A 25,220-nucleotide genomic window follows, 5' to 3' on the forward strand; every position below is an offset into this window, starting at 1 on the left:
TGTGAACCGGCCGGCCACGAAGGAACGGCCGCGTGCCGTGCGCCCCGCGGGCGGGGCCGTATACCCGGATCGCGGCCGAGGAGGCAGTATCGGGTACAACTCGTGATGATCGTCCGCCCGGTGGCGGTCCACGAGAGAGGCGCTAGGAGAAGCGATGGTTCACGAACGGGCCGGTCAGCCGGCGCAGTCCGGAGACCTGGTGGACGTGGCTCGGCTGGTGACGGCCTACTACACCGTCCACCCGGACCCGGCCGAGCCCGACCAGCGGGTGGCCTTCGGCACGTCGGGGCACCGTGGGTCGGCGCTCGCGGCGGCGTTCAACGAGGACCACATCGCCGCCACCACCCAGGCCATCTGCGACTACCGGGACCGGCAGGGCACCGACGGGCCGGTGTTCCTCGGGGCCGACACGCACGCGCTGTCCGAACCCGCCCGGATCACGGCCGTGGAGGTACTCGCCGCGAACGGCGCCACGGTCCTCATCGACAGCGACGACGGCTACACCCCCACCCCGGCCGTCTCGCACGCCATCCTGACGTACAACCGGGACCGTAAGACCGGTCTCGCGGACGGCGTCGTCGTCACGCCCTCGCACAACCCGCCCGCCGACGGCGGGTTCAAGTACAACCCGCCGCACGGCGGCCCGGCCGGCTCGGACGCCACCTCCTGGATCCAGGACCGGGCCAACGCCCTGATCGAGGGCGGGCTCAAGGAGGTCCGGCGGATCCCGTACGCCCGGGCGCTCGCCGCCGACACCACCGGACGGCACGACTTCCTGACCGGTTACGTCGACGACCTCCCGGCCGTCCTCGACCTGGACGCCGTACGCGACGCCGGGATCCGGATCGGTGCCGACCCGCTCGGCGGGGCCTCGGTCGCCTACTGGGGGCGGATCGCCGAGCGCCACCGGCTCGATCTCACGGTGGTCAACCCGCTCGCCGATCCCACCTGGCGTTTCATGACGCTGGACTGGGACGGGAAGATCCGGATGGACTGCTCGTCGCCGCACGCCATGGCCTCGCTGATCGAGCAGCGCGACGCTTACACCATCGCCACCGGCAACGACGCGGACGCCGACCGGCACGGCATCGTCACGCCGGACGGCGGGCTGATGAACCCGAACCACTACCTGGCCGTGGCCATCCGCTATCTCTTCTCCCACCGCGAGAACTGGCCCGCCGGCACCGGCGTCGGCAAGACCCTCGTCTCCTCCTCCATGATCGACCGGGTCGCCGCGGACCTGGGACGGCAGTTGGTGGAGGTTCCCGTGGGCTTCAAGTGGTTCGTCGACGGGCTGTTCGGCGGCACCCTGGGATTCGGCGGCGAGGAGTCCGCCGGCGCGTCCTTCCTGCGCCGCGACGGCCGCGTGTGGACCACCGACAAGGACGGCATCCTGCTCGCCCTGCTCGCCTCGGAGATCACCGCCGTCACCGGCTCGACCCCGTCCCAGCACTACGGCGAACTCACCGCACGCTTCGGAGATCCGGCTTACGCCCGCATCGACGCCCCCGCGACCCGTGAGCAGAAGGCGGTGCTGGCGAGGCTCTCCCCTGAGCAGGTCACCGCGGACACGCTGGCCGGTGAGCCGATCACCGCGGTGCTCACCGAGGCGCCCGGCAACGGCGCGGCCCTCGGAGGGCTCAAGGTCTGCACGGACAGCGCCTGGTTCGCGGCACGCCCGTCCGGCACCGAGGACGTCTACAAGGTGTACGCGGAGAGTTTCCAGGGGGCCGAACACCTGGCCAGGGTCCAGGACGAGGCCCGCGACCTGGTGTCCGGCGCACTGGGCGCCACGGACTGAGCGGAGCTCACGCGGTCGGCTGCGCGTCGGGGACGGTGTGCTGGACCTGGCGGAGGAAGGCGGCGTTGTCGGGTGTCCTGCGGACCTTGTCCAGCAGCGCTTCGAGCGTCGCCTGGGTGTCCCTGGAGCGCAGGGCGCGCCTCAGCCCCCGTACGGCCGCCAGTTCCCCGGCGGGCAGCAGGAGTTCCTCGCGGCGGGTGCCGGACCCGGTGATGTCGACCGCGGGGAAGATCCGTCGGTCGGCCGATGTCCGGTCGAGGCGGAGCTCCATGTTGCCGGTGCTCTTGAGCTCCTCGAAGAAGTAGTCGTCGGCGCGTGAGCCGGTGTCCACCAGCACGGTCGCCAGGATGGTGAGCGAACCGCCCTCCTCGGCGAGCCGGGCCGCTCCGAAGAGCTTCTTGGGGCCGGTGAGCGCCGCCGCGTCCACGCCGCCGCTCAGGGTGCGGCCGCCGGCCCCGGCGCTGTTGTTGTGCGCGCGGCACAGCCGGGTGAGGGAGTCGAGGAGGATCACGACGTCCTGGCCCTGTTCGACCAGCCGTTTGGCACGTTCCACGACGAGATCGGCGAGTGCGACGTGCTCCTTGGCGGGCCGGTCGAAGGTGGAGGCATAGACCTCGCCGCGCACGGACCGGCGCATGTCCGTGACTTCTTCGGGGCGTTCGTCCAGGAGGACCACCATCAGGTGGCACTCGGGGTGGTTGACGGCGACCGATGCGGCGATCTGCTGGAGCAGCACGGTCTTGCCGGTCTTCGGCGGTGCGACGATCAGACCGCGCTGGCCCTTGCCGACGGGCGAGACGAGATCGATGATCCGCGGGGCCGGACCCCCTCCCGGCCTCTCCAGGCGCAGACGTTCCCGGGGGTGGAGCGGGGTGAGGTCACGGAAGTGGGGACGGCCGTGGAGCTCGTGCGCCCCACGGCCGTTGACGGAGTCGACGCCGGACAGCGCGCGAGGTCGCTCGCACGTCCCTTCGACGACATCGCCCTTGCGCAGGGCGTACTGCCGGATGAGTGCGGGCGACACCTGGATGTCGCGGGGGGAGGGATGGCCACCGTCGGTGCGCAGTACGCCGTGTCCGTTGTTCGTGGTGTCGAGGACACCGGCGGTGCGGACGGGCTGGTTCTGCCGGACTGCGGGGCGTTCGAGTGTGCTGGTCATGGCTGGTCCTTTCGCGGACATGGCGAATGAGAGGTCCGGCGAAGGCGAGGCGGCTGAAATCACGCCTCGTACGACGGGCAGAAAGCCCGGACCGGACAGAAGAGGGGGTGCGAAAAAGCTGGATCGCCGGTCGTCTGAGGACGGGCGCAACAGCGGGAGAGAAGCACCGGCGCCCTGAGCGGGCGTTCACGAGTGCTGAATGCAACGTACCACGGAAGCCCGGGAGAGGGAAGATCCCCCTCCCGGGCCCCTCAGACGTCCCCGCGGAATGCCCGCAGGATCCGCTCGGCGGCCAGCGTGGCGGTCAGCTCACCACCGCGGACGCTCCGTTCGAGTTCCGGCGCGAGCGTGCGCACCGCGGGGTGGCCGCGCAGGCTGTCGAGCAGCTCGTCGCGGACCATCGCCCAGGTCCAGTCCACCTGCTGGTCGCGGCGCTTGGCCGAGAGCCGCCCGGTGGACTCCAGGAGCGAACGGTGCTGCTCCAGCCGCTCCCACAGGGTGTCAAGACCGGTCGACTCCCTGGCACTGCAGGTCAGCACCGGGGGAGTCCAGGCCGCGTCCACGGGGTGCATCAGGCGCAGCGCGCCCGCCAGTTCACGCGCGGCCGCGCGGGCGTCCCGCTCGTGCGGGCCGTCCGCCTTGTTGACCGCGATGGCGTCGGCCAGCTCCAGGACACCCTTCTTGATGCCCTGGAGCTGGTCTCCGGTACGGGCCAGGGTGAGCAACAGGAAGGTGTCGACCATGTTGGCGACCGCGGTCTCCGACTGCCCGACACCGACGGTCTCCACCAGCACCACGTCGTAGCCGGCGGCCTCCATCACCACGATCGACTCACGGGTCGCCTTGGCCACCCCGCCGAGTGTCCCCGCGGTGGGGGAGGGGCGTACGAACGCCCGCGGGTCCACCGCCAGGCGCTCCATCCGGGTCTTGTCACCCAGGATGGAGCCGCCCGTACGGCTGGACGACGGGTCGACGGCCAGCACGGCGACCCGGTGGCCGAGCCCTGTCAGCAGGGTGCCGAGCGCGTCGATGAACGTGGACTTCCCCACGCCGGGGACCCCACTGATCCCGATGCGCCTGGCCCGCCCGGAATGCGGCAGCAGCTCACTCAGCAATCGCTGGGCCAGCACCCGGTGATCGGGGCGGGTCGACTCGACGAGAGTGATCGCGCGTGCCACGAACGCGCGCTTCCCGTCGAGCACACCCTTGACGTACGTGTCGATGTCGATGTTTCCCGCCATGGGTCACCGGCTCACAGCTCGTGGCCGAGCGTGGTACCGAGCCGCACGACCAGGTCGTGGGCGGCGTCCGGGATCACGGTGCCGGGCGGGAACACCGCGGCGGCACCCATCTCCAGAAGGGCGGGCACATCCTGCGGCGGGATCACCCCGCCCACGACGATCATGATGTCCTCCCGGCCCTCGGCCGCCAGCTCCTCGCGCAGCGCGGGTACGAGCGTGAGGTGGCCTGCGGCGAGCGACGAGACACCCACGATGTGTACGTCGGCCTCGACGGCCTGGCGTGCGACCTCGCCGGGGGTCTGGAAGAGCGGGCCGACGTCGACGTCGAAGCCGAGGTCGGCGAAGGCGGTGGCGATCACCTTCTGGCCGCGGTCGTGGCCGTCCTGGCCCATCTTGGCGACCAGGATGCGGGGACGGCGTCCCTCGGCCTCCTCGAAGTCGTCGACCAGTGTGCGGGTGCGGTCCACGGACGGGGACTCTCCTGCCTCTTTGCGGTACACCCCGGAGATCGTACGGATCTGGCCCGCGTGCCTGCCGTACACCTTCTCCAGAGCGTCGGAGATCTCACCGACCGTGGCCATCGCCCGGGCCGCGTCGACGGCCAGCGCCAGCAGATTGCCCTCGAGCCCCGGACCCGGCTCACGCTCCGCCGCCGTCGCCAGGGCGCGCAGGGCGTCCTGGCAGGCCATCTCGTCGCGCTCCTCGCGCAGCCGGCGCAGCTTCTCCATCTGCTGGGTGCGCACCGAGGAGTTGTCGACCTTGAGCACGTCGATCTTCTCGTCGGTCTCGACGCGGTACTTGTTGACGCCGATGACGGGCTGGCGCCCCGCATCGATCCGGGCCTGGGTGCGGGCGGCGGCTTCCTCGATGCGGAGTTTGGGGATGCCGGCGTCGATGGCCTTGGCCATGCCGCCGGCTGCCTCGACCTCCTCGATGTGCTGCCAGGCCCGCTCCGCCAGGTCGTGCGTCAGCTTTTCGACGTACGCGCTGCCGCCCCACGGGTCGATGACCCGGGTGGTGCCGGACTCCTGCTGGAGCAGGAGCTGCGTGTTGCGGGCGATGCGCGCGGAGAAGTCGGTGGGCAGCGCGAGCGCCTCGTCCAGGGCGTTGGTGTGCAGCGACTGGGTGTGCCCCTGCGTCGCCGCCATGGCCTCCACGCAGGTGCGTGTCACGTTGTTGAACACGTCCTGCGCGGTCAGGGACCAGCCCGACGTCTGCGAATGCGTGCGTAGCGAGAGGGACTTGGGGTTCTTCGGGCCGAACTCCCTGACCAGCCGCGCCCACAGCAGGCGCGCGGCCCGCAGCTTCGCGATCTCCATGAAGAAGTTCATGCCGATCGCCCAGAAGAACGAGAGACGCGGGGCGAACGCGTCCACGTCCAGGCCGGCCGCCTGCCCGGCCCGCAGGTACTCCACCCCGTCGGCGAGGGTGTAGGCGAGCTCCAGGTCGGCTGTGGCTCCGGCCTCCTGGATGTGGTAGCCGGAGATGGAGATGGAGTTGTAGCGGGGCATCTTCTGCGAGGTGAACGCGAAGATGTCCGAGATGATCCGCATCGAGGGGGCGGGCGGATAGATGTAGGTGTTGCGGACCATGAACTCCTTGAGGATGTCGTTCTGGATGGTCCCGGCCAGCTTCTCGGGCGGCACGCCCTGTTCCTCCGCGGCCACGATGTACAGCGCGAGCACGGGCAGGACCGCGCCGTTCATCGTCATCGACACCGACATCCGGTCCAGCGGAATCCCGTCGAAGAGCTGACGCATGTCGTAGATCGAGTCGATCGCCACGCCCGCCATGCCCACATCGCCCGTGACCCGGGGGTGGTCGCTGTCGTAGCCGCGGTGGGTGGGCAGGTCGAACGCGATGGACAGGCCCTTCTGGCCGGCCGCGAGGTTGCGCCGGTAGAAGGCGTTGGACTCCTCCGCCGTGGAGAAACCCGCGTACTGACGGATCGTCCAGGGCTGGTTGACGTACATCGTCGGATACGGGCCACGCACATACGGCGCGATACCGGGATACGTCCCCAGGAAGTCCAGGCCCTCCAGATCACGCCCGGTGTACAGCGGCTTGACCTCGATGCCCTCGGGGGTCTCCCAGAGCAGCTCGTCCTCGGACCGGCCGGCCGACTCCTTCACCGCGGCGTGCCACTGGTCCTCGGAGGCCTCGGCGGGGGCCCCGCCGGTCAGCGCGATGTCGGAGAAGTCCGGAACGGGGGTCCTGGAGGGGGCCGTTGTCTCGGGGGTCTGCATCACGCCACTCCCATGCGGTCGAGTTCGGAGGAGAGGACGGCGACCACGTCGCAGCCGGCGAACACATGGGCGTCGGCCCCGGCGTACTCGCCCGGACGGCCCGCGAGGAAGATCTGTTCGGCGCCGGCGGCTCTGAGGGCCGAGACGACGTCGTCCGCCTGCTCGGCGTAGAGCGCACCGGTGGAGCACAGGCAGGCGGCTGTCGCACCGCTGGCCGCGAAGGCCGCGGCGGCGGTCGAGGCGTCGACGGAGGCCGGTTCATGGACGGGCACGATGCCGCCCGACAGGAAGAGATTCGCCGCGAAGGAGGCCCGCGCGGTGTGCACCGAGGCGGGCCCCAGTGCCGCGACGAAGACCTTCGGCCGGCTGCCCGTGGCCGCGAGATGGGCGTCCGACCTGGCGCGCAGTGTCTCGAACGCCTCGTCGCGCCTGACCTCGGGGAGCCCGCCTCCCGACGGCGTGGCGGGCACGGGGTCGCGCTCCACCTGCCGCTCGTCGACGGCCGGGAATTCACTGACCCCGGTCACCGGCTCCTTGCGCCGCGCCAGATCCCTGCTCCGGGCCGCCCAGGTGGCCGCGAGCCGCTCCTCGACCATGCCGGAGCCGAGTGCGGCCGCCTGGCCGCCCGCCCGCTCGATCTCCTGGAAGAACGCCCAGGAGGCAGCGGCGAGTTCATCGGTCAGCCGCTCCACGTACCAGGAACCGCCGGCCGGGTCGGTCACCCTGGCCAGATGCGACTCCTCCATCAGGATCGTCGAGGTGTTGCGGGCGATCCGCCGGGCGAACGCGTCCGGCAGACCCAGTGCGTGATCGAACGGCAGGACGGTGACGGACTCGGCGCCGCCGACCCCCGCACCCAGACAGGCCAGCGTCGTCCGCAGCATGTTCACCCACGGATCACGGCGCGTCATCATCACCGGCGAGGTCACGGCGTGCTGCCGCTGCGCCCCGGCGGCCGGGGCCCCGCAGACCTCGGCGACACGCGCCCACAGCCGCCGGGCGGCGCGCAGCTTCGCGATCGTCAGGAACTGGTCGGCCGTCGCGGCGTACCGGAACTCCAGCTGCGCGCACGCCTCCTGGACGGAGAGCCCCGACGCCGTCAGCGCGCGGAGATAGGCCACACCGGTGGCCAGCGAGAGCCCCAGCTCCTCCGCTGCGGAGCCACCCGCCTCGTGGTACGGCAGTGCGTCCACGGCCAGGGAGCGCAGCCCCGGATACTCGCGGGCACACAGCCGCGCCCACTGGACGGCGATGCCGAGCTCAGGCTCCGTGCCTGTACGCGCCGACCGCCCGAGCGGATCCACCCCGAGGTTGCCGCGCACGGCCCCCTTCGTGATGCCCCGGGCCTCGTAGAGCCCGAGCAGCTCACGGATCGCGGGCCCGGGATCGTCGCCCGCGTCCAGCACGACGGGCGCCAGATCGAGATAGACACCATCGAGGGCGCGGGCGAGGCCGGAGACCGGAACCCCGCCGGGGCCGCCGACGGTGAGCCAGAGCGACGTGACGCCGTTCTCCAGGTCGCCGAGCAGGGCCTCGTTGAGGCGTACGGGATCGGTCAGTTCGTGGCGCTGGCACACATCCCAGCCGCCTGTGGTGTTCCCCGTCGCCCTGCTGCCCCGGGTGAAGGGTGCGAAGCCGGGCAGACCGGGGTCCGCCGATGCGTCGGTTGAGGTGTACAGGGGGCGGACTGTGAGCCCGTCCCCGAGCGCGGTGGACAGCGCTTCCTCGGCGGCCGAGCCCGTGACTTCCTTGCCCGACTTGCGCAGTACACCTTCGACAAGGGTCTGCCACTGGTCATGGGAAGGGTCGGGGAACTCGGCGGCCTGGGAAAGCCCGTCAGCAGGCAGGACCGTCATGCTCAGATGCTAGGTCAGCGCTCTGACGAGCAGCAGGGCCACCGGCTGTGACCTTGCACTCTCCGAAATGTGCTGGATTCTCTGGGTAGAGCGCTCTTGTGGCGGCCTTGTCCGCGGAGACACCGTCAGGCGCCGACGTAGGCCGCGAGGTGCTCGCCGGTCAGGGTGGAGCGGTCGGCGACGAGATCGGCCGGTGTGCCCTCGAAGACGATCCGGCCTCCGTCGTGTCCCGCGCCCGGCCCGAGGTCGATGATCCAGTCCGCGTGCGCCATGACCGCCTGGTGGTGCTCGACGACGATGACCGACTTGCCGGAGTCGACGAGCCGGTCGAGCAGCCCGAGCAGCTGCTGGACGTCGGCCGGATGCAGACCCGCGGTCGGCTCGTCGAGGACGTAGATGCCGCCCTTCTCGGCCATGTGGGTGGCGAGCTTGAGCCGCTGGCGCTCGCCGCCGGACAGCGTGGTGAGCGGCTGGCCGAGGCGGAGGTAGCCGAGCCCCACATCGGCCAGCCGGCCGAGGACACGGTGCGCGGCAGGCGTGCGCGCATCCCCGGCGCCGAAGAACTCCTCGGCCTCGGCCACCGACATCGCGAGCACCTCGCTGATGTCACGGCCACCGAGGTGGTAGTCGAGGACCGAGGCGTCGAACCGCTTCCCCTCGCAGTCCTCGCAGGTCGTCGCGGTGGTGGCCATCACCCCCAGGTCGGTGTAGATGACGCCGACGCCGTTGCACGTGGGGCAGGCACCCTCGGAGTTCGCGCTGAACAGGGCCGGCTTCACCCCGTTGGCCTTGGCGAACGCCTTGCGGACCGGGTCGAGGAGACCGGTGTACGTGGCAGGGTTGCTGCGCCGGGAGCCCTTGATGGGGCTCTGGTCGACCGACACCACGTTCTCGCCCGCCGGGACCGACCCGTGCACCAGCGAGCTCTTGCCGGAACCGGCGACTCCGGTGACGACGGTCAGCACCCCGAGCGGGATGTCGACGTCGACGTCCTGGAGGTTGTGCGCCGACGCCCCGCGGATCTCCAGCGCGCCGGTGGGCTTGCGCACCGACTCCTTGACGGCGGCACGGTCGTCGAAGTGGCGCCCGGTGACGGTGTCGCCGGCCCGCAGCCCCTCGACGGTTCCCTCGAAGCAGACGGTGCCGCCCTCGGTACCCGCCCCCGGGCCGAGGTCGATGATGTGGTCGGCGATCGCGATGGTCTCCGGCTTGTGCTCCACGACGAGGACCGTGTTGCCCTTGTCCCGCAGCCTCAGCAGCAGGTCGTTCATCCGCTGGATGTCGTGCGGGTGCAGACCGATGGTGGGCTCGTCGAAGACATAGGTGACGTCGGTGAGCGAGGAACCCAGGTGACGGACCATCTTGACGCGCTGCGCCTCGCCGCCCGACAGCGTGCCGGCCGGCCGGTCCAGCGAGAGATAGCCGAGGCCGATCTCCGCGAACGAGTCGAGGGTCTGCTGCAGCGCGGTGAGCAGCGGCTTCACCGAAGGCTCTTCGAGCTCGCGCACCCATTCGGCCAGGTGACGGATCTCCATCGCACAGGCGTCGGCGATGCTGATCCGTCGGATCTTCGATGATCTGGCGCCCTCGCTGAGGCGGGTGCCGTCGCATTCGGGACAGGTGGTGAAGGTGACCGCACGCTCCACGAATGCCCGGATGTGCGGCTGCATCGCCTCCTTGTCCTTGGACAGGAACGACTTCTGGATCTTGGGGATCAGCCCCTCGTAGGTGAGGTTGACGCCGTTGACCTTGACCTTGACCGGCTCACCGTGGAGGAAGGACTGGAGTTCCTTCTTCGTGTACTCACGGATCGGCTTGTCCGGGTCGACGAAGCCCGACTGGGCGTAGACCTGCACGGTCCACTGGCTGTCCGACTTCCAGCCGGGAATGGTGAAGGCGCCCTCGGTCAGCGACTTGGTGTCGTCGTAGAGCTGGCTGAGGTCGATGTCGGAGACCGAGCCCCTGCCCTCGCAGCGCGTGCACATCCCGCCGGTGCGCTTGAAGGTCGCCTTCACGGTCCTGGTCCTGGCGGTACCGCGGTCGACGGTGATTCCGCCGCTCGCGCTGACCGATGCGGTGTTGAAGGAGAACGCGCCGGGCGGGCCGATGTGCGGCTTGCCGAGCCGGCTGAAGAGGATGCGCAGCATCGCGTTGGCGTCGGTGGCGGTGCCGACCGTGGAGCGGGGGTCGGACCCCATCCGCTGCTGGTCGACGGTGATCGCGGTCGTCAGTCCGTCGAGTACGTCGACCTCGGGCCGCGCGGGCGTCGGCATGAAACCCTGCACGAAGGCGCTGTACGTCTCGTTGATCATCCGCTGCGACTCGGCGGCGATCGTGCTGAACACCAGCGAGCTCTTGCCCGATCCTGATACGCCGGTGAACACCGTCAGCCGGCGCTTGGGGATCTCGACGCTGACGTCCCTGAGATTGTTCACACGTGCGCCGTGCACGCGGATCAGGTCGTGGGTGTCGGCAGCGTGCGGCGGCGATTGCCGGTCCGTCCTCGTGGGCATGCCGGTCGTCTCTCCATCTGCTGAGCGGTCCGCCTGCGCGGCCGTGGTCGGCGTCACCGGTGCGTCGCGGCGACGGTCGTTGTCTATCAGAGCGACGGTCCTGGCAGGGGCGGATCAGCTACGGGACTGGTTGAAGCGCAGCATGTTGCCCGAGGGATCGCGGAAGGCGCAGTCGCGGACGCCGTACGGCTGGTCGACGGGCTCCTGGAGCACCTCGCCGCCCGCCGCGCGGATGCGCTCGAAGGTGGCGTCGCAGTCGTCGGTGCTGAAGATGACGCCGCGCAGCAGGCCCTTCGCCAGCAGTTCCGCCATGGCCGCCTTGTCGGCGGGGGAGGCGTTGGGGTCCGCGAGCGGGGGTTCGAGGACGATCTCCACGTCCGGCTGCGACGGCGAGCCGACGGTCACCCAGCGCATCCCCTCGAACCCGACGTCGTTACGCACCTCCAGGCCCAGGACGCCCCGGTAGAAGGCGAGCGCCTTGTCGTGGTCGTCGACGGCGATGAAGCAGGTCGAAAGGTTGATTTCCATACGGATCACGCTACGGGCGGCGGGAAGCTTTTGCTTCTCCATTCCTGACCGGTCGTGTGTGGACCTTGGCGACGCAGGCCGGGATGGCGGCACCCGCGTCATGAGGGCGCGCCCGGTACGAGCTCGGGCTCTCGCCGACCAGCTCGGTGAACCGCGAGCTGAAGGACCCCAGAGAGGTACAGCCGACCGCGAAGCAGACCTCCGTCACGCTGAGGTCGCCACGCCGCAACAGCGCCTTCGCCCGCTCGATCCTGCGCGTCATCAGGTAGCTGTACGGCGTCTCCCCGTACGCGGCGCGGAAGCTGCGGGAGAAATGGCCCGCCGACATGAGGGCCTCGCGAGCGAGCGCGGCGACGTCGAGCGGCTCCGCGTAGTCGCGGTCCATCCGGTCACGGGCCCGGCGCATCCGGACGAGGTCTTCCAGCGTCACACCATCAGCATCCCATGACGGGGGAGCCAGGACGGCGGGCCCGCGTTGGGCCGGTGACCTTTCTGTCATTTATTTTCACAATGCGTAACGGATTGCCCGAAGTTAAGCTGCTGTCGACCCAGAACCGCAGGGGAAGGACGCACCGTGGCCGTGGGACCCGTGGAGTACCTCGTCGTCACCTTTCCCGGCGGACGTTTCGCCGACGCGATCGCGCCCGTACTGGCCGACGCCGTCGCGTCCGAGGCGGTACGCATCCTCGATCTGGCCTTCGCCCGAAGAGCCGCTGACGGCACCCTCACGCATGTCGAGCTGCGGGAGATGGATCCCCAGGGCCTGGTGGCGTTCGATCCACCGGACGAACCGCCCGCCGGCCTGCCGCGGGTCACGGGGCTCGAAGTGCTCGATCGGCTGCCTGAGGAGAGCTCTGCCGCGCTGATCGTGTGGGAGGACCTGTGGTCGGTCCCTCTCACCCGGACGGTCCAGCAGGCCGGAGGTCTGCTCCTGGCGCACGAGCGCGTCCCGGCGGACGGCGGGGACGACGTCATCACGCTGCTCGAAAGGATCGCCGATCTGAAGCAGCGAGGCGTGCTCACCGACGCGGAATTCGCGGCGCAGAAGACAAGGATCCTCGCCGACTGAGTCTTCGACCGGCCGGTTTCCCGGTACCTCACGTTCCCTTTGTCGATATTCGCACGCCGTGCGACGTTGATTCCGACCTGCAGTCTGTCGGGAAAGAGGCAGTTCATCGTGCAGACCGCCCGGGCCGTCCCCGCAGCCACCGTTGTCAATCTCCGCGATCTCGGCGGTATCGCCCTGGGGCGCCACCGTCGCCTGCGGCAGGGAATCCTCCTGCGCTCGGGCCAGCTGAGCGCCCTCGACGCCGAGCACGACATGGCGGTGGCCGCGCTCGGCATCCGCACCGTCGTCGACCTGCGCACCGCCGACGAGCGCCGCTGGGAGCCCGACCGGCTGCCGACGGGCGCGAGGCTCTTCGTCGCCGACGTACTCGGTGACAACCCGGGCGTGGCGCCCGCGCGGCTCAAGGCGCTGCTCGGTGACCCGGACGGAGCAGCCCGCCTGCTCGGCTGCGGGAAGGCGGAGGAACTGTTCGCGCAGACGTACCGCAAGATGGTCCTCTCCCCGGGGGCGGCGGCCGCCTACCGCGCCTTCCTGGACACCGTCGCGGATCCGCGCGCGAGACCGCTGCTCTTCCACTGCGCGACCGGGAAGGACCGCACGGGCTGGGCCACCGCGCTGCTGCTGATGATGGCGGGTGCGTCGCGTGACGTCGTACGAGCGGAGTTCCTCGCGGTGAACCGCGCGGTGCGTGCCGCCTTCGGGCCCGCGGTGCGGCGCTTTCTCGACGAGGGCGGTGACCCGGAGATCGCCTCCGCGGTCATCGAGGCACGCCCCCGGTATCTGGAGGCGGCCCTGGACGCGATGGACGAGCGCTGGGGCGGGCTGGACGGCTATCTCAGCAAGGCGCTGCGTCTTCCTCCGGCCGTGGCCGAGCGGCTGCGCGCGGATCTGGCCGTCCCTGTCTGAGAGAACGCACCCCTCGGTACCCTGGGATGCGCAGACGCGGGCGTCTCCGGCTGAACACGGCGCCGTCCGGTACGGGTGGGGAGAGGGGCAAGCGGTGACCGAGCGCAAACCCGCAGGGGTCAGCTTCGAGACCTGGGTGGACCGGCAGATCAGGGAGGCCGAGGAGCGAGGTGCCTTCGCCGACCTGCCCGGCGCGGGCAAACCGATTCCCGGTCTCGAAGGGCCCTACGACGCGATGTGGTGGGTCAAGGCGAAGATGGAGCGTGAGGGCCTGTCCGCGCTCCCGCCCTCGCTGACTCTGCGGAAGGCGGCCGAGGACGCCCTGCGCGAGGCGTCCCAGGCCCGGTCCGAGGCCGAGGCCAGACGCATTCTGACCGAGATGAACGAGCTGATCCGCGAGGCGCTGGCCAGGCCGCCGGAGGGCCCGCCGCTGAATCTGAGGCCGATCGACATCGAGGCGGTCGTGACGCAGTGGCACGAGGCGCGGAGCGGGCACTGATCGCCGTGCCTGCCCCGCACCGGGGGCACGTCATAATCGCCTCATGAGACCGAGCGGTACGGGCCGGCGCGGAGGCGTCCACATCAGGCGGGCCCTCCCACGGGACGCCAGGCGGCTCACCCGCCTGGTCACCAGGTCACGCGCCTACGAGGGGCACTACGCGCCCATGGTGGCGGGGTACAGGATCGGCCCGGACTACATCGAGACCCACGCCGTGCACGTGGCGGTGGACGACGAGGGCCGCGTGCTCGGCTTCTACGCGTTGATCCTGTCCCCGCCCGAACTCGACCTGATGTTCGTCGCCGACGACGTCCAGGGGCAGGGCATCGGACGGCTCCTGATCGGCCACCTGCGCGGTGAGGCCCGTCGTGCGGGCCTCACCGCCGTGCGGGTGGTCGCGCATCCGCCCGCCGAGGGTTTCTACCGCGGCGTCGGCGCCGAACGTACGGGTACGGTCGAGGCCCGTCCTCCCGCGGTGATGTGGGACCGGCCCGAGCTGACGCTGACGGTCGACGAAAGCCCCTGAACGGCCGGTGCCGTCCCGGCTAGGACCAGCCGCCGTACGGGCGGGTGATGAGTTCCATCCCGTGACCGCTCGGATCGGGGAAGTACACCCCGCGTCCGCCGTCGTTGTGGTTGATCTCGCCGGGGTGCTTCTTGTGGGGATCGGCGTAGTAGGCGATCCCCTGCGCCTGGATCCGGCCGAAGGCCGTGTCGAACTCCGCTTCCGAGATGAGGAACGCGTAGTGCTGCACGGTGATCGATTCAGCCGGAACGGTCGCGAAGTCCAGCGTGACGCCGTTCGCGAGGACGACCGGGATGAAGGGTCCCCACTCCGTTCCGACGGTGAGACCCAGGATGTGCGCAAGGAACTCGGCGGACTCGCGGTTGTCCCTGCTGTGAACGATGGTGTGATTCAACTCGACCGACACTGTGGAATGCCTCCAACGGGCATCTCACGGGCTACCTCCACGCCTCACCCGGCCGGTGACCGACGCGCGATGCCGTACGACGATCGTAAGCCACCACGGCCTGGGCCACCATGGAGATTCAGGACGGATCAGTCGTCGTCCGCGCCCGCCGGGCTGCGTACGTCCGTCACGGTGAAGAGCCCGCCGTCCGGGTCCCGCAGCGTCGCCTCGTTGCCGTAGCGCACATCGCGCCGCTCCACGAGGGTCCCCCCGTTCCGCTCGGCGGCGAGGACCGTCGCGCCCACATCGTCGACCGGGAACTGCACCTGCCAGTGCGGGCGCACCTGCGGGTCGGGAGCGGCTTCCACGGCGCCGGAGCTGATCCGGGCCAACGGGCGTCCGTTGCAGCGTACGAGCACCTCTTCCTTCACGTACGCCACCTCGCAGCCACCGGCTTCCCCGCGCTCCCAGCCGAGGACCTCGCCGTAGAAGATCGCCGCGTCGAAGGCGTCCCTGGTGCGCAGCCTGAGCCAGGCGTGCGCCCGGTTACCGGACGGCGCGAGAGTGGCCGCGCGCCCTGTCCACTCCCAGACGCCGAAGGAGGCGCCGTCGCGGTCGGCGGCCAGGACCGCACGGCCCGTGCCGACCGTCAGCGGACCCACGGCCACGGTGCCGCTGCGCTCACGGATGCGGTCCGAGACGACGTCGGCGTCCAGGACGGAGAAGTAGGGCATCCAGGCCACGGCCACCTGGTAGGCGGACGCGACCCCGCCGATACCCGCCACCGGCACACCGTCGGAGCGCGCCATCAGGTAGTCCCTGCCCAGCGGCCCTCGGCGGAACGTCCAGCCGAGCACCGCGCCGTAGAAACGCCGCGCGTCGTCCAGGTCGCGGGTCACCAGATGGACCCAGCACGGGGCGCTGGCACCGCTGAGCACCGCAGGTTCCGGAGCGGTCCGCTGATCGCCAGGAGTCATGGTCCCTTGCCCTATCGGTTCTGCGGCATGACTTCTTCGGTGCCGCGCGGCCAGGACCAGCCTCGTGCGCCTCGGTGACTCCCGCAACACGCGGCGCCCGCGGTCAGTCGCGCGGGCGCTCGGGGTCGGGAGCGGGGGTGCTGCCGGTACCGGTGGCGGGGTCCGGGCCGGGTCCGGTGCCGGGCTCGGGCGGGATCACCTCGTTGCCGTGATCACTGAGCTCGTACGGTGTCATGGCCCGGCCGTCCTCGGGAAACCGGTCCGAGCCGTGCCTGTCGCTCTCCCGGATCTCCGTACGGTGATCCGGGCGGGGCGGCTGCTCCTCGGGGCGCGGGGGCGGGGACTCCCTGTCCCGGCGCCGCATGCCCCACCAGAAGGCGCCGATCAGCAGAACCACCACGGCGATCCCGATGATGCCGATGAACACACCTGCGGCGCCCCGGCCGTCGGCGAGGGTGGCCGCGAGCGAGTCCCTTGCTCCGTTCGTTACGTCCATGCATGGCGCATACCCCGGGGGATCGTTCGCAGACAGCCATTGACAGTAATTCATGTTTTATGACGATGTCACGGTAAATGTGTTTCATGTGTTTCATATCGGCTACGCGGTGATGGCCGGTGCGGCCCACGTTCCGCTCGTGTCGCCGACACGGAGTCGCGGGGCGAGCCTGGAGTGAGCGTGAGGCCGCCGAGCGGCGTCCACAGCGCTCCCAGTGAAAGGAATCCAGGGTGAACAGCACGCCGGAACAGACACAGGAACACCAGGAGAGCGGCGATGTCGTGGTGGCCGTGACCGGCTGTCCCAAGGAGGACGCGCGCACCGTGTTCGACGTGCTGCGCCTCTCGTTCGTCTCCGACCGTCCGGCCGACGACGCACCCGAGGACGAGTCGAAGACACGCCCCACCGTGTGGACGGCGACCGTCGACGTCTCCGCGATGAAGGCGGGCCCAGGGCCGGCCCGGCTCTCCGTGCCGGTGACGGTCGAGGCGCAGGGCGGCTACTGGGCGGTCGACCGCCTTCGCAAACATCTGGCGGACGCCTTCGCCGTCCGGCTCGTCGGAACTGCGGCGGGCGACCAGGAGCAGGAGATCCGGCTGCGTCTGGAGAGCCACCAGCCGGCGTGACGAGCGCCCCCGAACCCGGAAGGTAACGCGTGCATGAATGCCACCCCAGGCACCGTCGACGCGGAAGCGGCCCAGGTGCCGACCCCCGAGGACTGTTCCACCTTCACCCTGTACGTCAACGGCACGGAACGGACCCTGACACTCGATCACCGCACCACCGTGCTGGACGCCCTGAGAGAGCACCTCGGGCTCACCGGAGCCAAGAAGGGCTGCGACCACGGCCAGTGCGGAGCCTGCACCGTGCTCGTGGACGGCCGACGCGCCAACAGCTGTCTCCTGCTGGCCGTCGCCCAGGAGGACGCGCACATCACCACCGTCGAAGGGCTGGCCGACGGCGACCGGCTGCATCCGCTGCAGGACGCCTTCCTGGAGCGGGACGCGCTCCAGTGCGGCTACTGCACCCCGGGGCAGATCTGCTCGGCGGCCGGGATGCTCGGTGAGGCCGACGACGGCTTCCCCTCCCATGTCACCCCTCCCACGGCGCTCGCAGCCGGAGGGCCGGTCACCCTCGACGCGGACGAGATCCGCGAGCGGATGAGCGGCAACCTCTGCCGATGCGGCGCCTACCCGCACATCGTCGACGCGATCAAGGACGTGGCCCCGTGAAACCCTTCGCCTATCGGCGTCCCGCCTCGGTGGCCGAGGCCGTCCGCGTCGGCGCCGCCCATCCCGGCGCACGCTTCCTCGGCGGCGGCACCAACCTCGTGGACCTGATGAAGCTCGGCGTGGAGTCGCCCGGTCTGCTCGTCGACGTCAGCCGGCTGCCGCTGAGCCGGGTGTCCCGGACGGACGACGGCGGGCTCCGGATCGGCGCGACCGTGCGCAACAGCGACCTCGCCGCGCACCCCGACGTACGGAGCGACTACCCCGCCCTTTCGCAGGCGCTGCTGTCCGGTGCGTCCGGGCAGCTCCGCAACACCGCCACCACGGGCGGGAATCTGCTCCAGCGCACCCGGTGCCCGTACTTCCAGGACATCTCCAAGCCGTGCAACAAGCGGACGCCCGGCTCGGGCTGCCCGGCCAGGGAGGGGACGCACCGCGACCTCGCGGTGCTGGGGCACTCGCAGGACTGCGTCGCCACGAACCCCTCGGACATGGCGGTCGCCCTCGCCGCCCTCGACGCCGCCGTCCTGCTGCGGGGGCCAGAGGGGGAGCGGACGGTGCCCGTCACCGACTTCCACCGGCTGCCGGGTGACAACCCGGACCAGGACACGGTGATCCGGCCCGGCGAGCTGATCACCGAAGTGGTGCTGCCGCCGCCCGTCGACGGCGCCGTCTCCCTGTACCGCAAGGCGCGCGACCGTGCCTCGTACGCCTTCGCCCTGGCCTCCGTCGCCGCCGTGCTGAGCGTGCGTGACGGCCGTGTCGAGCGTGCCGCGCTCGCCTTCGGCGGGCTCGCGCACCGGCCGTGGCGTGCCCGGGTGGCCGAGGACGTCCTGTGGGGTGCCCCAGCGAACGAGGACACCTTCGAGCGTGCCGTGGGCGCCGAACTCGAAGCGGCCAGGCCCCTGCGTGACAACGCCTTCAAGGTCGACCTGGCCCGCCGGCTGGCCGTCGGAGCCCTGACCGAACTCACCGGCCGGGCCGCAGCCGTCTGAGCCGCACCCTCCGAGACACTGAGGACTTCCGCCATGAGCGACACCACCCGGACGCTGGGCGCGCCCGTAGCCCGCCGTGAGGGCCGTGACAAGGTCACCGGCACCGCCCGCTACGCCGCGGAGCACACCGCGCCCGACCTGCTGTACGGCTGGCCCGTCCCCGCCGCCGTCGCGAGCGGGCGCGTCACCGCCGTCCGTACCGCCGACGCGCTCGCGGTGCCCGGTGTGCACACCGTCCTGACCCAGGACAACGCGCCACGGCTGGAGGAGCCCGACGACCCGATCCTCGCCGTGCTCCAGGACGACCGGGTGCCGCACCGGGGCTGGCCCGTCGCGCTCGTCCTGGCGGAGAGCCTCGAATCCGCGCGGGCCGGCGCGGAGGCCGTGTTCGTCGAGTACGCCACCACCGGGCACGACGTCGTCCTCACCGCGGGCCACCCGGGCCTCTACGTCCCAGAGACGGCGAACGGCGGCTACCCCGCCGTGCGTGAACGCGGTGACGCCCTGCGCGCGTTCGAGGCGGCCCCCGTACGGATCGACGCCACCTACACCCTGCGGGCGCTGCACAACCACCCCATGGAACCGCACGCCTCCACCGCGCGGTGGGCCGAAGGGCACCTGACCGTGCACGACTCCAGCCAGGGATCGACCGCCGTGCGCGACAGCCTCGCCAAGGCGCTCGGGATCGACCGCGACCACATCACCGTCGTCTCCGAACACGTCGGCGGCGGCTTCGGCTCCAAGGGCACCCCCCGCCCGCAGTCCGTGCTCGCCGCGATGGCCGCACGGCACACCGGCCGGCCGGTCCAGCTCGCCCTGCCGCGGCGGGCCATGGCAGCGGTCGTCGGTCACCGCGCACCCACCCTGCAACGGGTCCGCCTCGGCGCCGACCGTGAGGGCGTGCTCTCCAGCGTCTCCCACGAGATCGCCACCCACACCTCGCGGATCAAGGAGTTCGTGGAGCAGGCCGCCGTGCCCGCCCGCATCATGTACGCCTCGCCCCACAGCCGTACGGAACACCGGGTGGTGGCGCTCGACGTGCCCAGCCCGTCCTGGATGCGCGCACCGGGGGAGGCCTCGGGCATGTACGCCCTGGAGTCGGCCATGGACGAACTGGCCAACGCCCTCGGGATCGACCCGGTCGAGCTGAGACTGCGCAACGAACCGCAGACCGAGCCCGACAGCGGGCGCCCGTTCAGCAGCCGCAACCTCACGGCATGTCTGAGCGAGGGCGCCCGGCGCTTTCGCTGGTACGAACGCGATCCGCGGCCCGCGGCACGCGAGGAGGGGCCCTGGCTCCTCGGCACGGGGGTCGCGTCGGCGACGTACCCCGTGATCGTCTCGAAGTCGGCGGCCTCGGCCGAGGCCGCCGCTGACGGCTCCTACCGCATCGGGGTCAACGCCACCGACATCGGCACCGGCGCCCGCACGGTCATGGCACAGATCGCCGCCTCCGTGCTGGACACGCCCCAGGAGAACGTGACGATCGACATCGGCAACAGCGATCTGCCCGCCGGGTCGGTGGCCGGTGGCTCCTCCGGCACGGCGTCCTGGGGCTCGGCCGTGCACAAGGCGGCCACCGCCCTGGCGCGCCGGCTCGCCGAGCACACCGGGCCGCTCCCGCCGGAGGGCATCACCGTCACCGCCGACACGGCGGAGGAGACGGCCCAGGAATCCCCGTACGCACGGCACGCGTTCGGCGCCCACTTCGCCGAAGTGGCGGTCGACTCGCTCACCGGAGAGGTACGGGTGCGCAGAATGCTCGGCGTGTTCGCCGCCGGACGCATCCTCAACTCCCGTACGGCGCGCTCCCAGTTCATCGGCGGCATGGTCATGGGCCTCGGCATGGCCCTGACCGAGAGCAGCACCATGGACCCGGAGTTCGGTGACTTCACCGAGAGCGACCTGGCCTCCTACCACGTGCCGTCCTGCGCGGACGTCCCCGACATCCAGGCGCACTGGATCGACGAGGACGACCCCTACCTCAACCCCATGGGCAGCAAGGGCATCGGCGAGATCGGCATCGTCGGAACCGCGGCCGCGATCGGGAACGCCGTACGGCACGCCACAGGCGCCCGGCTGCGTGAGCTCCCCCTCACCCCCGACAGACTGCTGCCCTACCTGCCCTGATGCCCCGCGCCCGGCCCCTCGGTTGCGCAACCGGCCCCCTCGGGTCACCCTGAGGAGTGACCCAGAAGTGACAACAGCTCACGCTTCGTGTTCGGGGGTCGTTGGTTCAAACGGGTTGAAGCGCGTGGGCCTCGCGGTGAGGAGCCTCGACGATGACCGTTCCACTCGACCGGCACTATCTGGTCGAACTGCAGGTGTCCGCAGAGCGCATTTCCCAGCTGCGGCGCATAGTCGCCGCGCACCTTCGTCACTGGAGTCTCGATCTGCACGTCCGGCCCGTGTGCCGGGCCGCGGAGGAGCTCCTGACGAACGTCCAGCGACATGTCGGCGACGACAACCACTGTGTCGTCGAGCTCCGCTGGAGCGGCCGGCACCTGACGGTGTCCGTGGCCGACAACGATTCCCGGATGCCCCGGCTGCTCGACGGCGGTGGCGGCGGCCTCAGCCGCGTCATGGCCCTGAGCGACAGCTGGGGTACCTGCCGGACCACCGACGGCAAAGTCGTGTGGTTCACGCGCTACGCCGAGGCGCCGAGCACCACGGGACTGCAGCCGCGTACGCCGCTCCCCGGCGGGCGCAGCTTCCTCAGCGGCCCGGTGCCCGAGAGCGGTCCGGTGCCCGAACTCGTGTGACGCACAGCCCGGTGCCGGCCCGGCCGGCGCGGACCGCGTGCCTGGGGCACGCATGATCCGCGCCGGCCGGGTACGTGTGCGTGAGGGTCGCGTTGCGATCCGCTGCGCCGCGCGGCACGGTCGAAGAACAACGCAAGGAGGCACTGCCATGCCCATCGCGACGGTCAATCCCGCGAACGGCGAAACGCTCAGGACATTCGACGCACTGGACGAGCGGGAGACCGAGCGCAGGCTCGCCGCCGCGCACGGCGCGTTCCGCGACTACCGCACCACGGACCTCTCCGAGCGCGCCCGCCTGCTGAACCGCGCCGCCGACCTGCTCGACGAGGACCAGCAGGACATCGCCCGCACCATGACCATCGAGATGGGCAAGCCCGTCAAGGCCGCCAGGGCCGAGGCGGCCAAATGCGCCAAGGCGATGCGCTGGTACGCGGCCAACGCCGGACGTCTGCTCGCAGACGAGCGCCCCGACGACGCCGACGTCAAGGACTCAGGGGCCACCGCTGCCCGGGTCCACTACCGGCCGCTGGGTGTCGTACTCGCCGTGATGCCGTGGAACTTCCCGCTCTGGCAGGTCATGCGCTTCGCGGCACCCGCCCTCATGGCGGGCAACACCGGTCTGCTCAAACACGCGTCGAACGTGCCGCAGACCGCCCTGTACATCGAGGACCTGTTCAGCAGGGCCGGGTTCCCCGCCGGGTGCTTCCAGACGCTCCTCGTCGGCTCGGGTTCCGTCGAGGCGATCCTGCGCGACCCGAGGGTCGCCGCCGCGACCCTCACCGGCAGTGAGCCGGCCGGCCGCGCGGTCGCCTCCGTGGCGGGTGACGAGGTCAAGAAGACCGTGCTGGAACTCGGCGGCAGCGACCCCTACATCGTCCTGCCCTCGGCCGACGTCGAGAAGGCCGCGGAGACCGCGGTGACCGCCCGCGTCCAGAACAACGGCCAGTCCTGCATCGCCGCCAAGCGCTTCATCGTCCACGCGGACGTCCACGACGCCTTCACCGAGCGCTTCACCGCGGGAATGCGCGCCCTGACCGTCGGCGACCCGCTGGAGGAGTCCACCGACGTGGGGCCGCTCTCCAGCGAACAGGGCCGCACCGACCTGGAGGAACTCGTCGATGACGCCCTGGCCGAGGGTGCCACGGCGCTGTGCGGCGGCGGACGGCCCGCAGGCCTGGACCGCGGCTGGTTCTACGAGCCCACCGTGCTCACCGGGATCACCCCGGACATGCGCATCCACCGCGAGGAGACTTTCGGTCCGGTGGCGACGCTCTACCGGGTGGCAAACCTGGAGGAGGCCCTGGAACTCGCCAACGACACCCCCTTCGGGCTGAGTTCCAACGTCTGGACCCGCGATCAGGGCGAGATGGACCGCTGTGTCCGCGACCTGGAGGCCGGCGGTGTCTTCTTCAACGGCATGACGGCCTCTCACCCCGCGCTGCCCTTCGGCGGGGTGAAGCGCTCCGGCTACGGGCGCGAGCTGGCAGGACACGGCATCCGTGAATTCTGCAACGCCACCACCGTCTGGTACGGCCCCGGAGGCGCCTCATGAACGACGTACGGACACCGTCACCGTCCGGGGCAGCGGCCCTGTCGGACACCGAGGCCGCCGCACTCGACGCGCACTGGCGCGCCGCCAACTACCTCGCGGTCGGCCAGATCTATCTGATGGCCAACCCCCTCCTGGAGGAGCCACTGGCCCCCGAGCACATCAAACCGAGGCTCCTCGGCCACTGGGGCACCTCACCCGGGCTGAACCTCGTCCACACCCATCTCAACCGGGTGATCAAGGCACGCGACAAGCCCGCTCTCTGCGTCTGGGGTCCCGGCCACGGAGGCCCGGCCGTCCTCGCCAACTCCTGGCTCGAGGGCAGCTACTCCGAGACGTATCCCGATGTGAGCCGCGACCGCGCCGGAATGGGAGCCCTGTTCAAGCAGTTCTCCTTCCCCGGCGGTGTGCCCAGCCACGTCGCCCCCGAGACCCCGGGCTCCATCCACGAGGGCGGCGAGCTGGGATACGCGCTCACCCACGCCTACGGCGCCGCGTTCGACCACCCGGAGCTGCTGGTGACCTGCGTCGTCGGGGACGGGGAGGCGGAGACCGGGCCACTGGCCGCGTCCTGGCACTCGAACAAGTTCCTCGACCCCGTGCATGACGGGGCCGTCCTGCCGATCCTCCACCTCAACGGATACAAGATCGCGAACCCGACGGTCCTCGCCCGGCTGCCGGGGGGCGAACTCGACGCGCTGCTGCACGGTTACGGTCACGAACCCCTCCACGTCGAAGGGGACGAGCCCGCCGCCGTCCACCGTGCGCTGGCCGCCGCCATGGACCTCGCCGTGGACCGCATCGAGGAGTACCAGCGCGCGGCCCGTGCCGGGCGCACGTCCGCACGGCCCCGCTGGCCGATGATCGTGCTGCGCACCCCCAAGGGCTGGACGGGGCCCGAGGACGTGGACGGGCTCCCCGTCGAGAACACCTGGCGCGCCCACCAGGTCCCGCTGCCCGAGGTCCGCGAGAACCCCGGCCATCTGCGCCAGCTCGAGGAGTGGATGCGTTCCTACCGGCCCGATGAACTCTTCGACTCCGAGGGCCGGCCCACCGCCCAGGTCCTGGACTGTGTCCCCGAGGGCGCCGCCCGGCTCGGCTCGACGCCGTACTCCAACGGCGGACTGCTCCTGCGCGATCTGCCGCTGCCCCACCTGGAGGACCACGCCGTCCGGGTCGACAAGCCGGGGACGGTCCTGCACGAGCCCACCCGGGTCCTGGGCGGGCTGCTCGAAGACGTCATGGCGTCGACGGCGGACCGCAGGAACTTCCGTGTGGTGGGCCCCGACGAGACGGAGTCCAACCGTCTGGGCGCGCTGTACGAAGCCACCGGCAAGGCATGGCAGGCCGAGATCCTCCCGGTCGACGAGCATCTGGCCCGCGACGGCCGGGTGATGGAGGTGCTCTCCGAACACCTCTGCCAGGGCTGGCTGGAGGGATACCTCCTCACCGGGCGGCACGGCCTGTTCTCCTCGTACGAGGCCTTCGCCCACATCGTCGACTCGATGGTCAACCAGCACATCAAGTGGCTGCGCACCTCGCGCAGGCTGCACTGGCGTGCCCCCATCGCCTCCCTGAACTACCTGCTGACCTCGCACGTCTGGCGTCAGGACCACAACGGCTTCTCCCACCAGGACCCCGGCTTCGTCGACCACATCCTCAACAAGAGCCCCGAGGTCGTCCGGGTCTATCTGCCGCCGGACGCCAACACGCTGCTGTCCACCGCCGACCATGTGCTGCGCAGCCGCGACTACGTCAATGTGATCGTCGCCGGCAAGCAGCCCGGCTTCGACTGGCTCACCCTCGACGAGGCCCGCGCGCACTGCGCACGCGGGGCCGGTGCCTGGGAATGGGCCGGAACCGAGGACGGCAGCCGCGAGCCGGACGTCGTGCTGGCCTGCGCCGGCGACGTACCCACCCTGGAGACGATGGCCGCGGCCGGGCTGCTGCGGCGTCACCTTCCTGAGCTCGCCGTGCGCGTGGTCAACGTGGTCGACATGACCCGGCTGCTGCCGCACGAGGAGCACCCGCACGGGATGCCTGACGCGGAGTACGACGCCCTCTTCACCCGGGACAAGCCGGTGATCTTCGCCTATCACGGTTACCCCTGGCTGGTGCACCGTCTCGCGTACCGGCGCGCCGGACACGCGCATCTGCACGTCCGCGGCTACAAGGAGGAGGGGACCACCACGACGCCGTTCGACATGGTGGTCCGCAACGACCTGGACCGCTACCGGCTGGTCATGGACGTGGTCGACCGGGTGCCGGGTCTCGGGGTGCGCGCCGTCGCCGTACGGCAGGCGATGGCGGACGTACGCACCCGCCACCACGACTGGATCCGGGAACACGGAACGGATCTGCCCGAGGTGGCCGACTGGACCTGGGAGGGCTGAACGCCCCGGCGTACGGAGGCCGGCCCCCCCGGGCGCGCGGGCCGCCCCCCGGGGGGGGGGGGGGGCCCCCCCGGTTTCGGGGCGGGGCGG

General features: G+C 70.9%; 22 protein-coding genes. 12 read left to right on the top strand and 10 right to left on the bottom strand.

From position 1 onward, the window contains the following. Positions 1-154 precede the first annotated feature (154 nt). Positions 155-1,801 carry a phosphoglucomutase (alpha-D-glucose-1,6-bisphosphate-dependent) gene (gene pgm / locus AB0C75_RS22260; protein WP_362893410.1) on the top strand — a complete coding sequence of 549 codons (1,647 nt, stop codon included), beginning with the start codon at positions 155-157 and terminating at the stop codon, positions 1,799-1,801. 7 nt (positions 1,802-1,808) lie between these two features. Here pgm and rho read toward each other — a convergent pair whose 3' ends face one another. From rho to AB0C75_RS22295, 7 genes are all read right to left on the bottom strand, one after another. Further along, a complete protein-coding gene (gene rho / locus AB0C75_RS22265) occupies positions 1,809-2,960 on the bottom strand; it encodes a transcription termination factor Rho (RefSeq protein WP_362893411.1) in 1,152 nt (383 codons plus the stop codon). A 251-nt stretch (positions 2,961-3,211) separates the two neighbouring features. Continuing rightward, positions 3,212-4,201, bottom strand: a complete 990-nt coding sequence (gene meaB, locus AB0C75_RS22270; protein ID WP_362893413.1) for a methylmalonyl Co-A mutase-associated GTPase MeaB — start codon at positions 4,199-4,201, stop codon at positions 3,212-3,214. Between the two features lie 11 nt (positions 4,202-4,212). Next, positions 4,213-6,447 carry a methylmalonyl-CoA mutase gene (scpA, locus tag AB0C75_RS22275; protein WP_362893414.1) on the bottom strand — a complete coding sequence of 745 codons (2,235 nt, stop codon included), beginning with the start codon at positions 6,445-6,447 and terminating at the stop codon, positions 4,213-4,215. Then, positions 6,447-8,303, bottom strand: a complete 1,857-nt coding sequence (locus AB0C75_RS22280; protein ID WP_362893415.1) for a methylmalonyl-CoA mutase family protein — start codon at positions 8,301-8,303, stop codon at positions 6,447-6,449. Before AB0C75_RS22280 ends, scpA begins: the two co-directional genes overlap by 1 nt. 125 nt (positions 8,304-8,428) lie before the next feature. Next, on the bottom strand, positions 8,429-10,816 hold the full coding sequence (locus tag AB0C75_RS22285; RefSeq protein WP_362893416.1) for an excinuclease ABC subunit UvrA: 2,388 nt from the start codon (positions 10,814-10,816) through the stop codon (positions 8,429-8,431). 114 nt (positions 10,817-10,930) lie between these two features. Continuing rightward, the gene (locus AB0C75_RS22290) at positions 10,931-11,344 is read right to left on the bottom strand and encodes a VOC family protein (protein ID WP_362893417.1); all 414 of its coding nucleotides are present in this window, start codon (positions 11,342-11,344) and stop codon (positions 10,931-10,933) included. A gap of 10 nt (positions 11,345-11,354) precedes the next feature. Then, positions 11,355-11,774, bottom strand: a complete 420-nt coding sequence (locus AB0C75_RS22295) for a helix-turn-helix transcriptional regulator (RefSeq protein ID WP_362893418.1) — start codon at positions 11,772-11,774, stop codon at positions 11,355-11,357. 144 nt (positions 11,775-11,918) lie between these two features. Here AB0C75_RS22295 and AB0C75_RS22300 point away from each other — a divergent pair, with 144 nt between their 5' ends. The 4 genes from AB0C75_RS22300 (at position 11,919) to AB0C75_RS22315 (ending at position 14,344) form a co-directional block, all read left to right on the top strand. Then, a complete protein-coding gene (locus tag AB0C75_RS22300) occupies positions 11,919-12,413 on the top strand; it encodes a DUF6325 family protein (protein ID WP_362893420.1) in 495 nt (164 codons plus the stop codon). Between the two features lie 108 nt (positions 12,414-12,521). Continuing rightward, positions 12,522-13,319, top strand: coding sequence for a tyrosine-protein phosphatase (locus AB0C75_RS22305; protein ID WP_362893422.1), 798 nt, complete (start codon positions 12,522-12,524; stop codon positions 13,317-13,319). Positions 13,320-13,413: 94 nt separating this feature from the next. Then, the gene (locus AB0C75_RS22310) at positions 13,414-13,818 is read left to right on the top strand and encodes a DUF1992 domain-containing protein (RefSeq protein ID WP_362893424.1); all 405 of its coding nucleotides are present in this window, start codon (positions 13,414-13,416) and stop codon (positions 13,816-13,818) included. Between the two features lie 43 nt (positions 13,819-13,861). Next, the gene (locus AB0C75_RS22315) at positions 13,862-14,344 is read left to right on the top strand and encodes a GNAT family N-acetyltransferase (RefSeq protein WP_362893425.1); all 483 of its coding nucleotides are present in this window, start codon (positions 13,862-13,864) and stop codon (positions 14,342-14,344) included. A gap of 19 nt (positions 14,345-14,363) precedes the next feature. Here AB0C75_RS22315 and AB0C75_RS22320 read toward each other — a convergent pair whose 3' ends face one another. The 3 genes from AB0C75_RS22320 to AB0C75_RS22330 form a co-directional block, all read right to left on the bottom strand. Continuing rightward, positions 14,364-14,750: a VOC family protein gene (locus tag AB0C75_RS22320; protein ID WP_362893426.1), complete on the bottom strand. Its 387-nt coding sequence runs from the start codon at positions 14,748-14,750 to the stop codon at positions 14,364-14,366. A gap of 128 nt (positions 14,751-14,878) precedes the next feature. Further along, positions 14,879-15,706 (bottom strand): VOC family protein, encoded by an 828-nt coding sequence (locus AB0C75_RS22325; RefSeq protein WP_362893427.1) that lies wholly within the window; start codon positions 15,704-15,706, stop codon positions 14,879-14,881. A gap of 103 nt (positions 15,707-15,809) precedes the next feature. Further along, a complete protein-coding gene (locus AB0C75_RS22330; protein WP_362893428.1) occupies positions 15,810-16,202 on the bottom strand; it encodes a DUF6479 family protein in 393 nt (130 codons plus the stop codon). A 230-nt stretch (positions 16,203-16,432) separates the two neighbouring features. Between AB0C75_RS22330 and AB0C75_RS22335 the strand changes: the two genes are divergently transcribed. The 7 genes from AB0C75_RS22335 (at position 16,433) to AB0C75_RS22365 (ending at position 25,130) form a co-directional block, all read left to right on the top strand. Next, a complete protein-coding gene (locus AB0C75_RS22335) occupies positions 16,433-16,828 on the top strand; it encodes a hypothetical protein (protein WP_362893429.1) in 396 nt (131 codons plus the stop codon). Between the two features lie 33 nt (positions 16,829-16,861). Next, positions 16,862-17,434, top strand: coding sequence for a 2Fe-2S iron-sulfur cluster-binding protein (locus AB0C75_RS22340; protein WP_362893430.1), 573 nt, complete (start codon positions 16,862-16,864; stop codon positions 17,432-17,434). Next, the gene (locus tag AB0C75_RS22345) at positions 17,431-18,426 is read left to right on the top strand and encodes a xanthine dehydrogenase family protein subunit M (RefSeq protein ID WP_362893431.1); all 996 of its coding nucleotides are present in this window, start codon (positions 17,431-17,433) and stop codon (positions 18,424-18,426) included. Before AB0C75_RS22340 ends, AB0C75_RS22345 begins: the two co-directional genes overlap by 4 nt. A gap of 33 nt (positions 18,427-18,459) precedes the next feature. Next, complete coding sequence (locus tag AB0C75_RS22350; RefSeq protein WP_362893432.1) at positions 18,460-20,556, top strand: xanthine dehydrogenase family protein molybdopterin-binding subunit; 2,097 nt, start codon at positions 18,460-18,462, stop codon at positions 20,554-20,556. Between the two features lie 152 nt (positions 20,557-20,708). Next, complete coding sequence (locus AB0C75_RS22355) at positions 20,709-21,188, top strand: ATP-binding protein (protein WP_362893433.1); 480 nt, start codon at positions 20,709-20,711, stop codon at positions 21,186-21,188. Positions 21,189-21,336: 148 nt separating this feature from the next. Continuing rightward, entirely contained in the window at positions 21,337-22,740 is a 1,404-nt protein-coding gene (locus AB0C75_RS22360; RefSeq protein WP_362893434.1) for an NADP-dependent succinic semialdehyde dehydrogenase, read from the top strand. Beyond that, entirely contained in the window at positions 22,737-25,130 is a 2,394-nt protein-coding gene (locus AB0C75_RS22365; protein ID WP_362893435.1) for a phosphoketolase family protein, read from the top strand. The genes AB0C75_RS22360 and AB0C75_RS22365 overlap by 4 nt, the downstream gene beginning before the upstream one ends. Positions 25,131-25,220 lie beyond the last annotated feature (90 nt).

The organism is Streptomyces sp. NPDC048565 (assembly GCF_040650935.1).
Classification (GTDB): domain Bacteria; phylum Actinomycetota; class Actinomycetes; order Streptomycetales; family Streptomycetaceae; genus Streptomyces.

What these genes read in the sequence shown, in the direction of transcription:
- pgm (WP_362893410.1), top strand. Translation starts at nt 155, where the DNA reads ATGGTTCACGAACGGGCCGGTCAGCCGGCGCAGTCCGGAGACCTGGTG.
- rho (WP_362893411.1), bottom strand. Translation starts at nt 2,960, where the DNA reads ATGACCAGCACACTCGAACGCCCCGCAGTCCGGCAGAACCAGCCCGTC.
- meaB (WP_362893413.1), bottom strand. Translation starts at nt 4,201, where the DNA reads ATGGCGGGAAACATCGACATCGACACGTACGTCAAGGGTGTGCTCGAC.
- scpA (WP_362893414.1), bottom strand. Translation starts at nt 6,447, where the DNA reads ATGCAGACCCCCGAGACAACGGCCCCCTCCAGGACCCCCGTTCCGGAC.
- AB0C75_RS22280 (WP_362893415.1), bottom strand. Translation starts at nt 8,303, where the DNA reads ATGACGGTCCTGCCTGCTGACGGGCTTTCCCAGGCCGCCGAGTTCCCC.
- AB0C75_RS22285 (WP_362893416.1), bottom strand. Translation starts at nt 10,816, where the DNA reads ATGCCCACGAGGACGGACCGGCAATCGCCGCCGCACGCTGCCGACACC.
- AB0C75_RS22290 (WP_362893417.1), bottom strand. Translation starts at nt 11,344, where the DNA reads ATGGAAATCAACCTTTCGACCTGCTTCATCGCCGTCGACGACCACGAC.
- AB0C75_RS22315 (WP_362893425.1), top strand. Translation starts at nt 13,862, where the DNA reads ATGAGACCGAGCGGTACGGGCCGGCGCGGAGGCGTCCACATCAGGCGG.
- AB0C75_RS22325 (WP_362893427.1), bottom strand. Translation starts at nt 15,706, where the DNA reads ATGACTCCTGGCGATCAGCGGACCGCTCCGGAACCTGCGGTGCTCAGC.
- AB0C75_RS22330 (WP_362893428.1), bottom strand. Translation starts at nt 16,202, where the DNA reads ATGGACGTAACGAACGGAGCAAGGGACTCGCTCGCGGCCACCCTCGCC.
- AB0C75_RS22340 (WP_362893430.1), top strand. Translation starts at nt 16,862, where the DNA reads ATGAATGCCACCCCAGGCACCGTCGACGCGGAAGCGGCCCAGGTGCCG.
- AB0C75_RS22350 (WP_362893432.1), top strand. Translation starts at nt 18,460, where the DNA reads ATGAGCGACACCACCCGGACGCTGGGCGCGCCCGTAGCCCGCCGTGAG.
- AB0C75_RS22355 (WP_362893433.1), top strand. Translation starts at nt 20,709, where the DNA reads ATGACCGTTCCACTCGACCGGCACTATCTGGTCGAACTGCAGGTGTCC.
- AB0C75_RS22360 (WP_362893434.1), top strand. Translation starts at nt 21,337, where the DNA reads ATGCCCATCGCGACGGTCAATCCCGCGAACGGCGAAACGCTCAGGACA.
- AB0C75_RS22365 (WP_362893435.1), top strand. Translation starts at nt 22,737, where the DNA reads ATGAACGACGTACGGACACCGTCACCGTCCGGGGCAGCGGCCCTGTCG.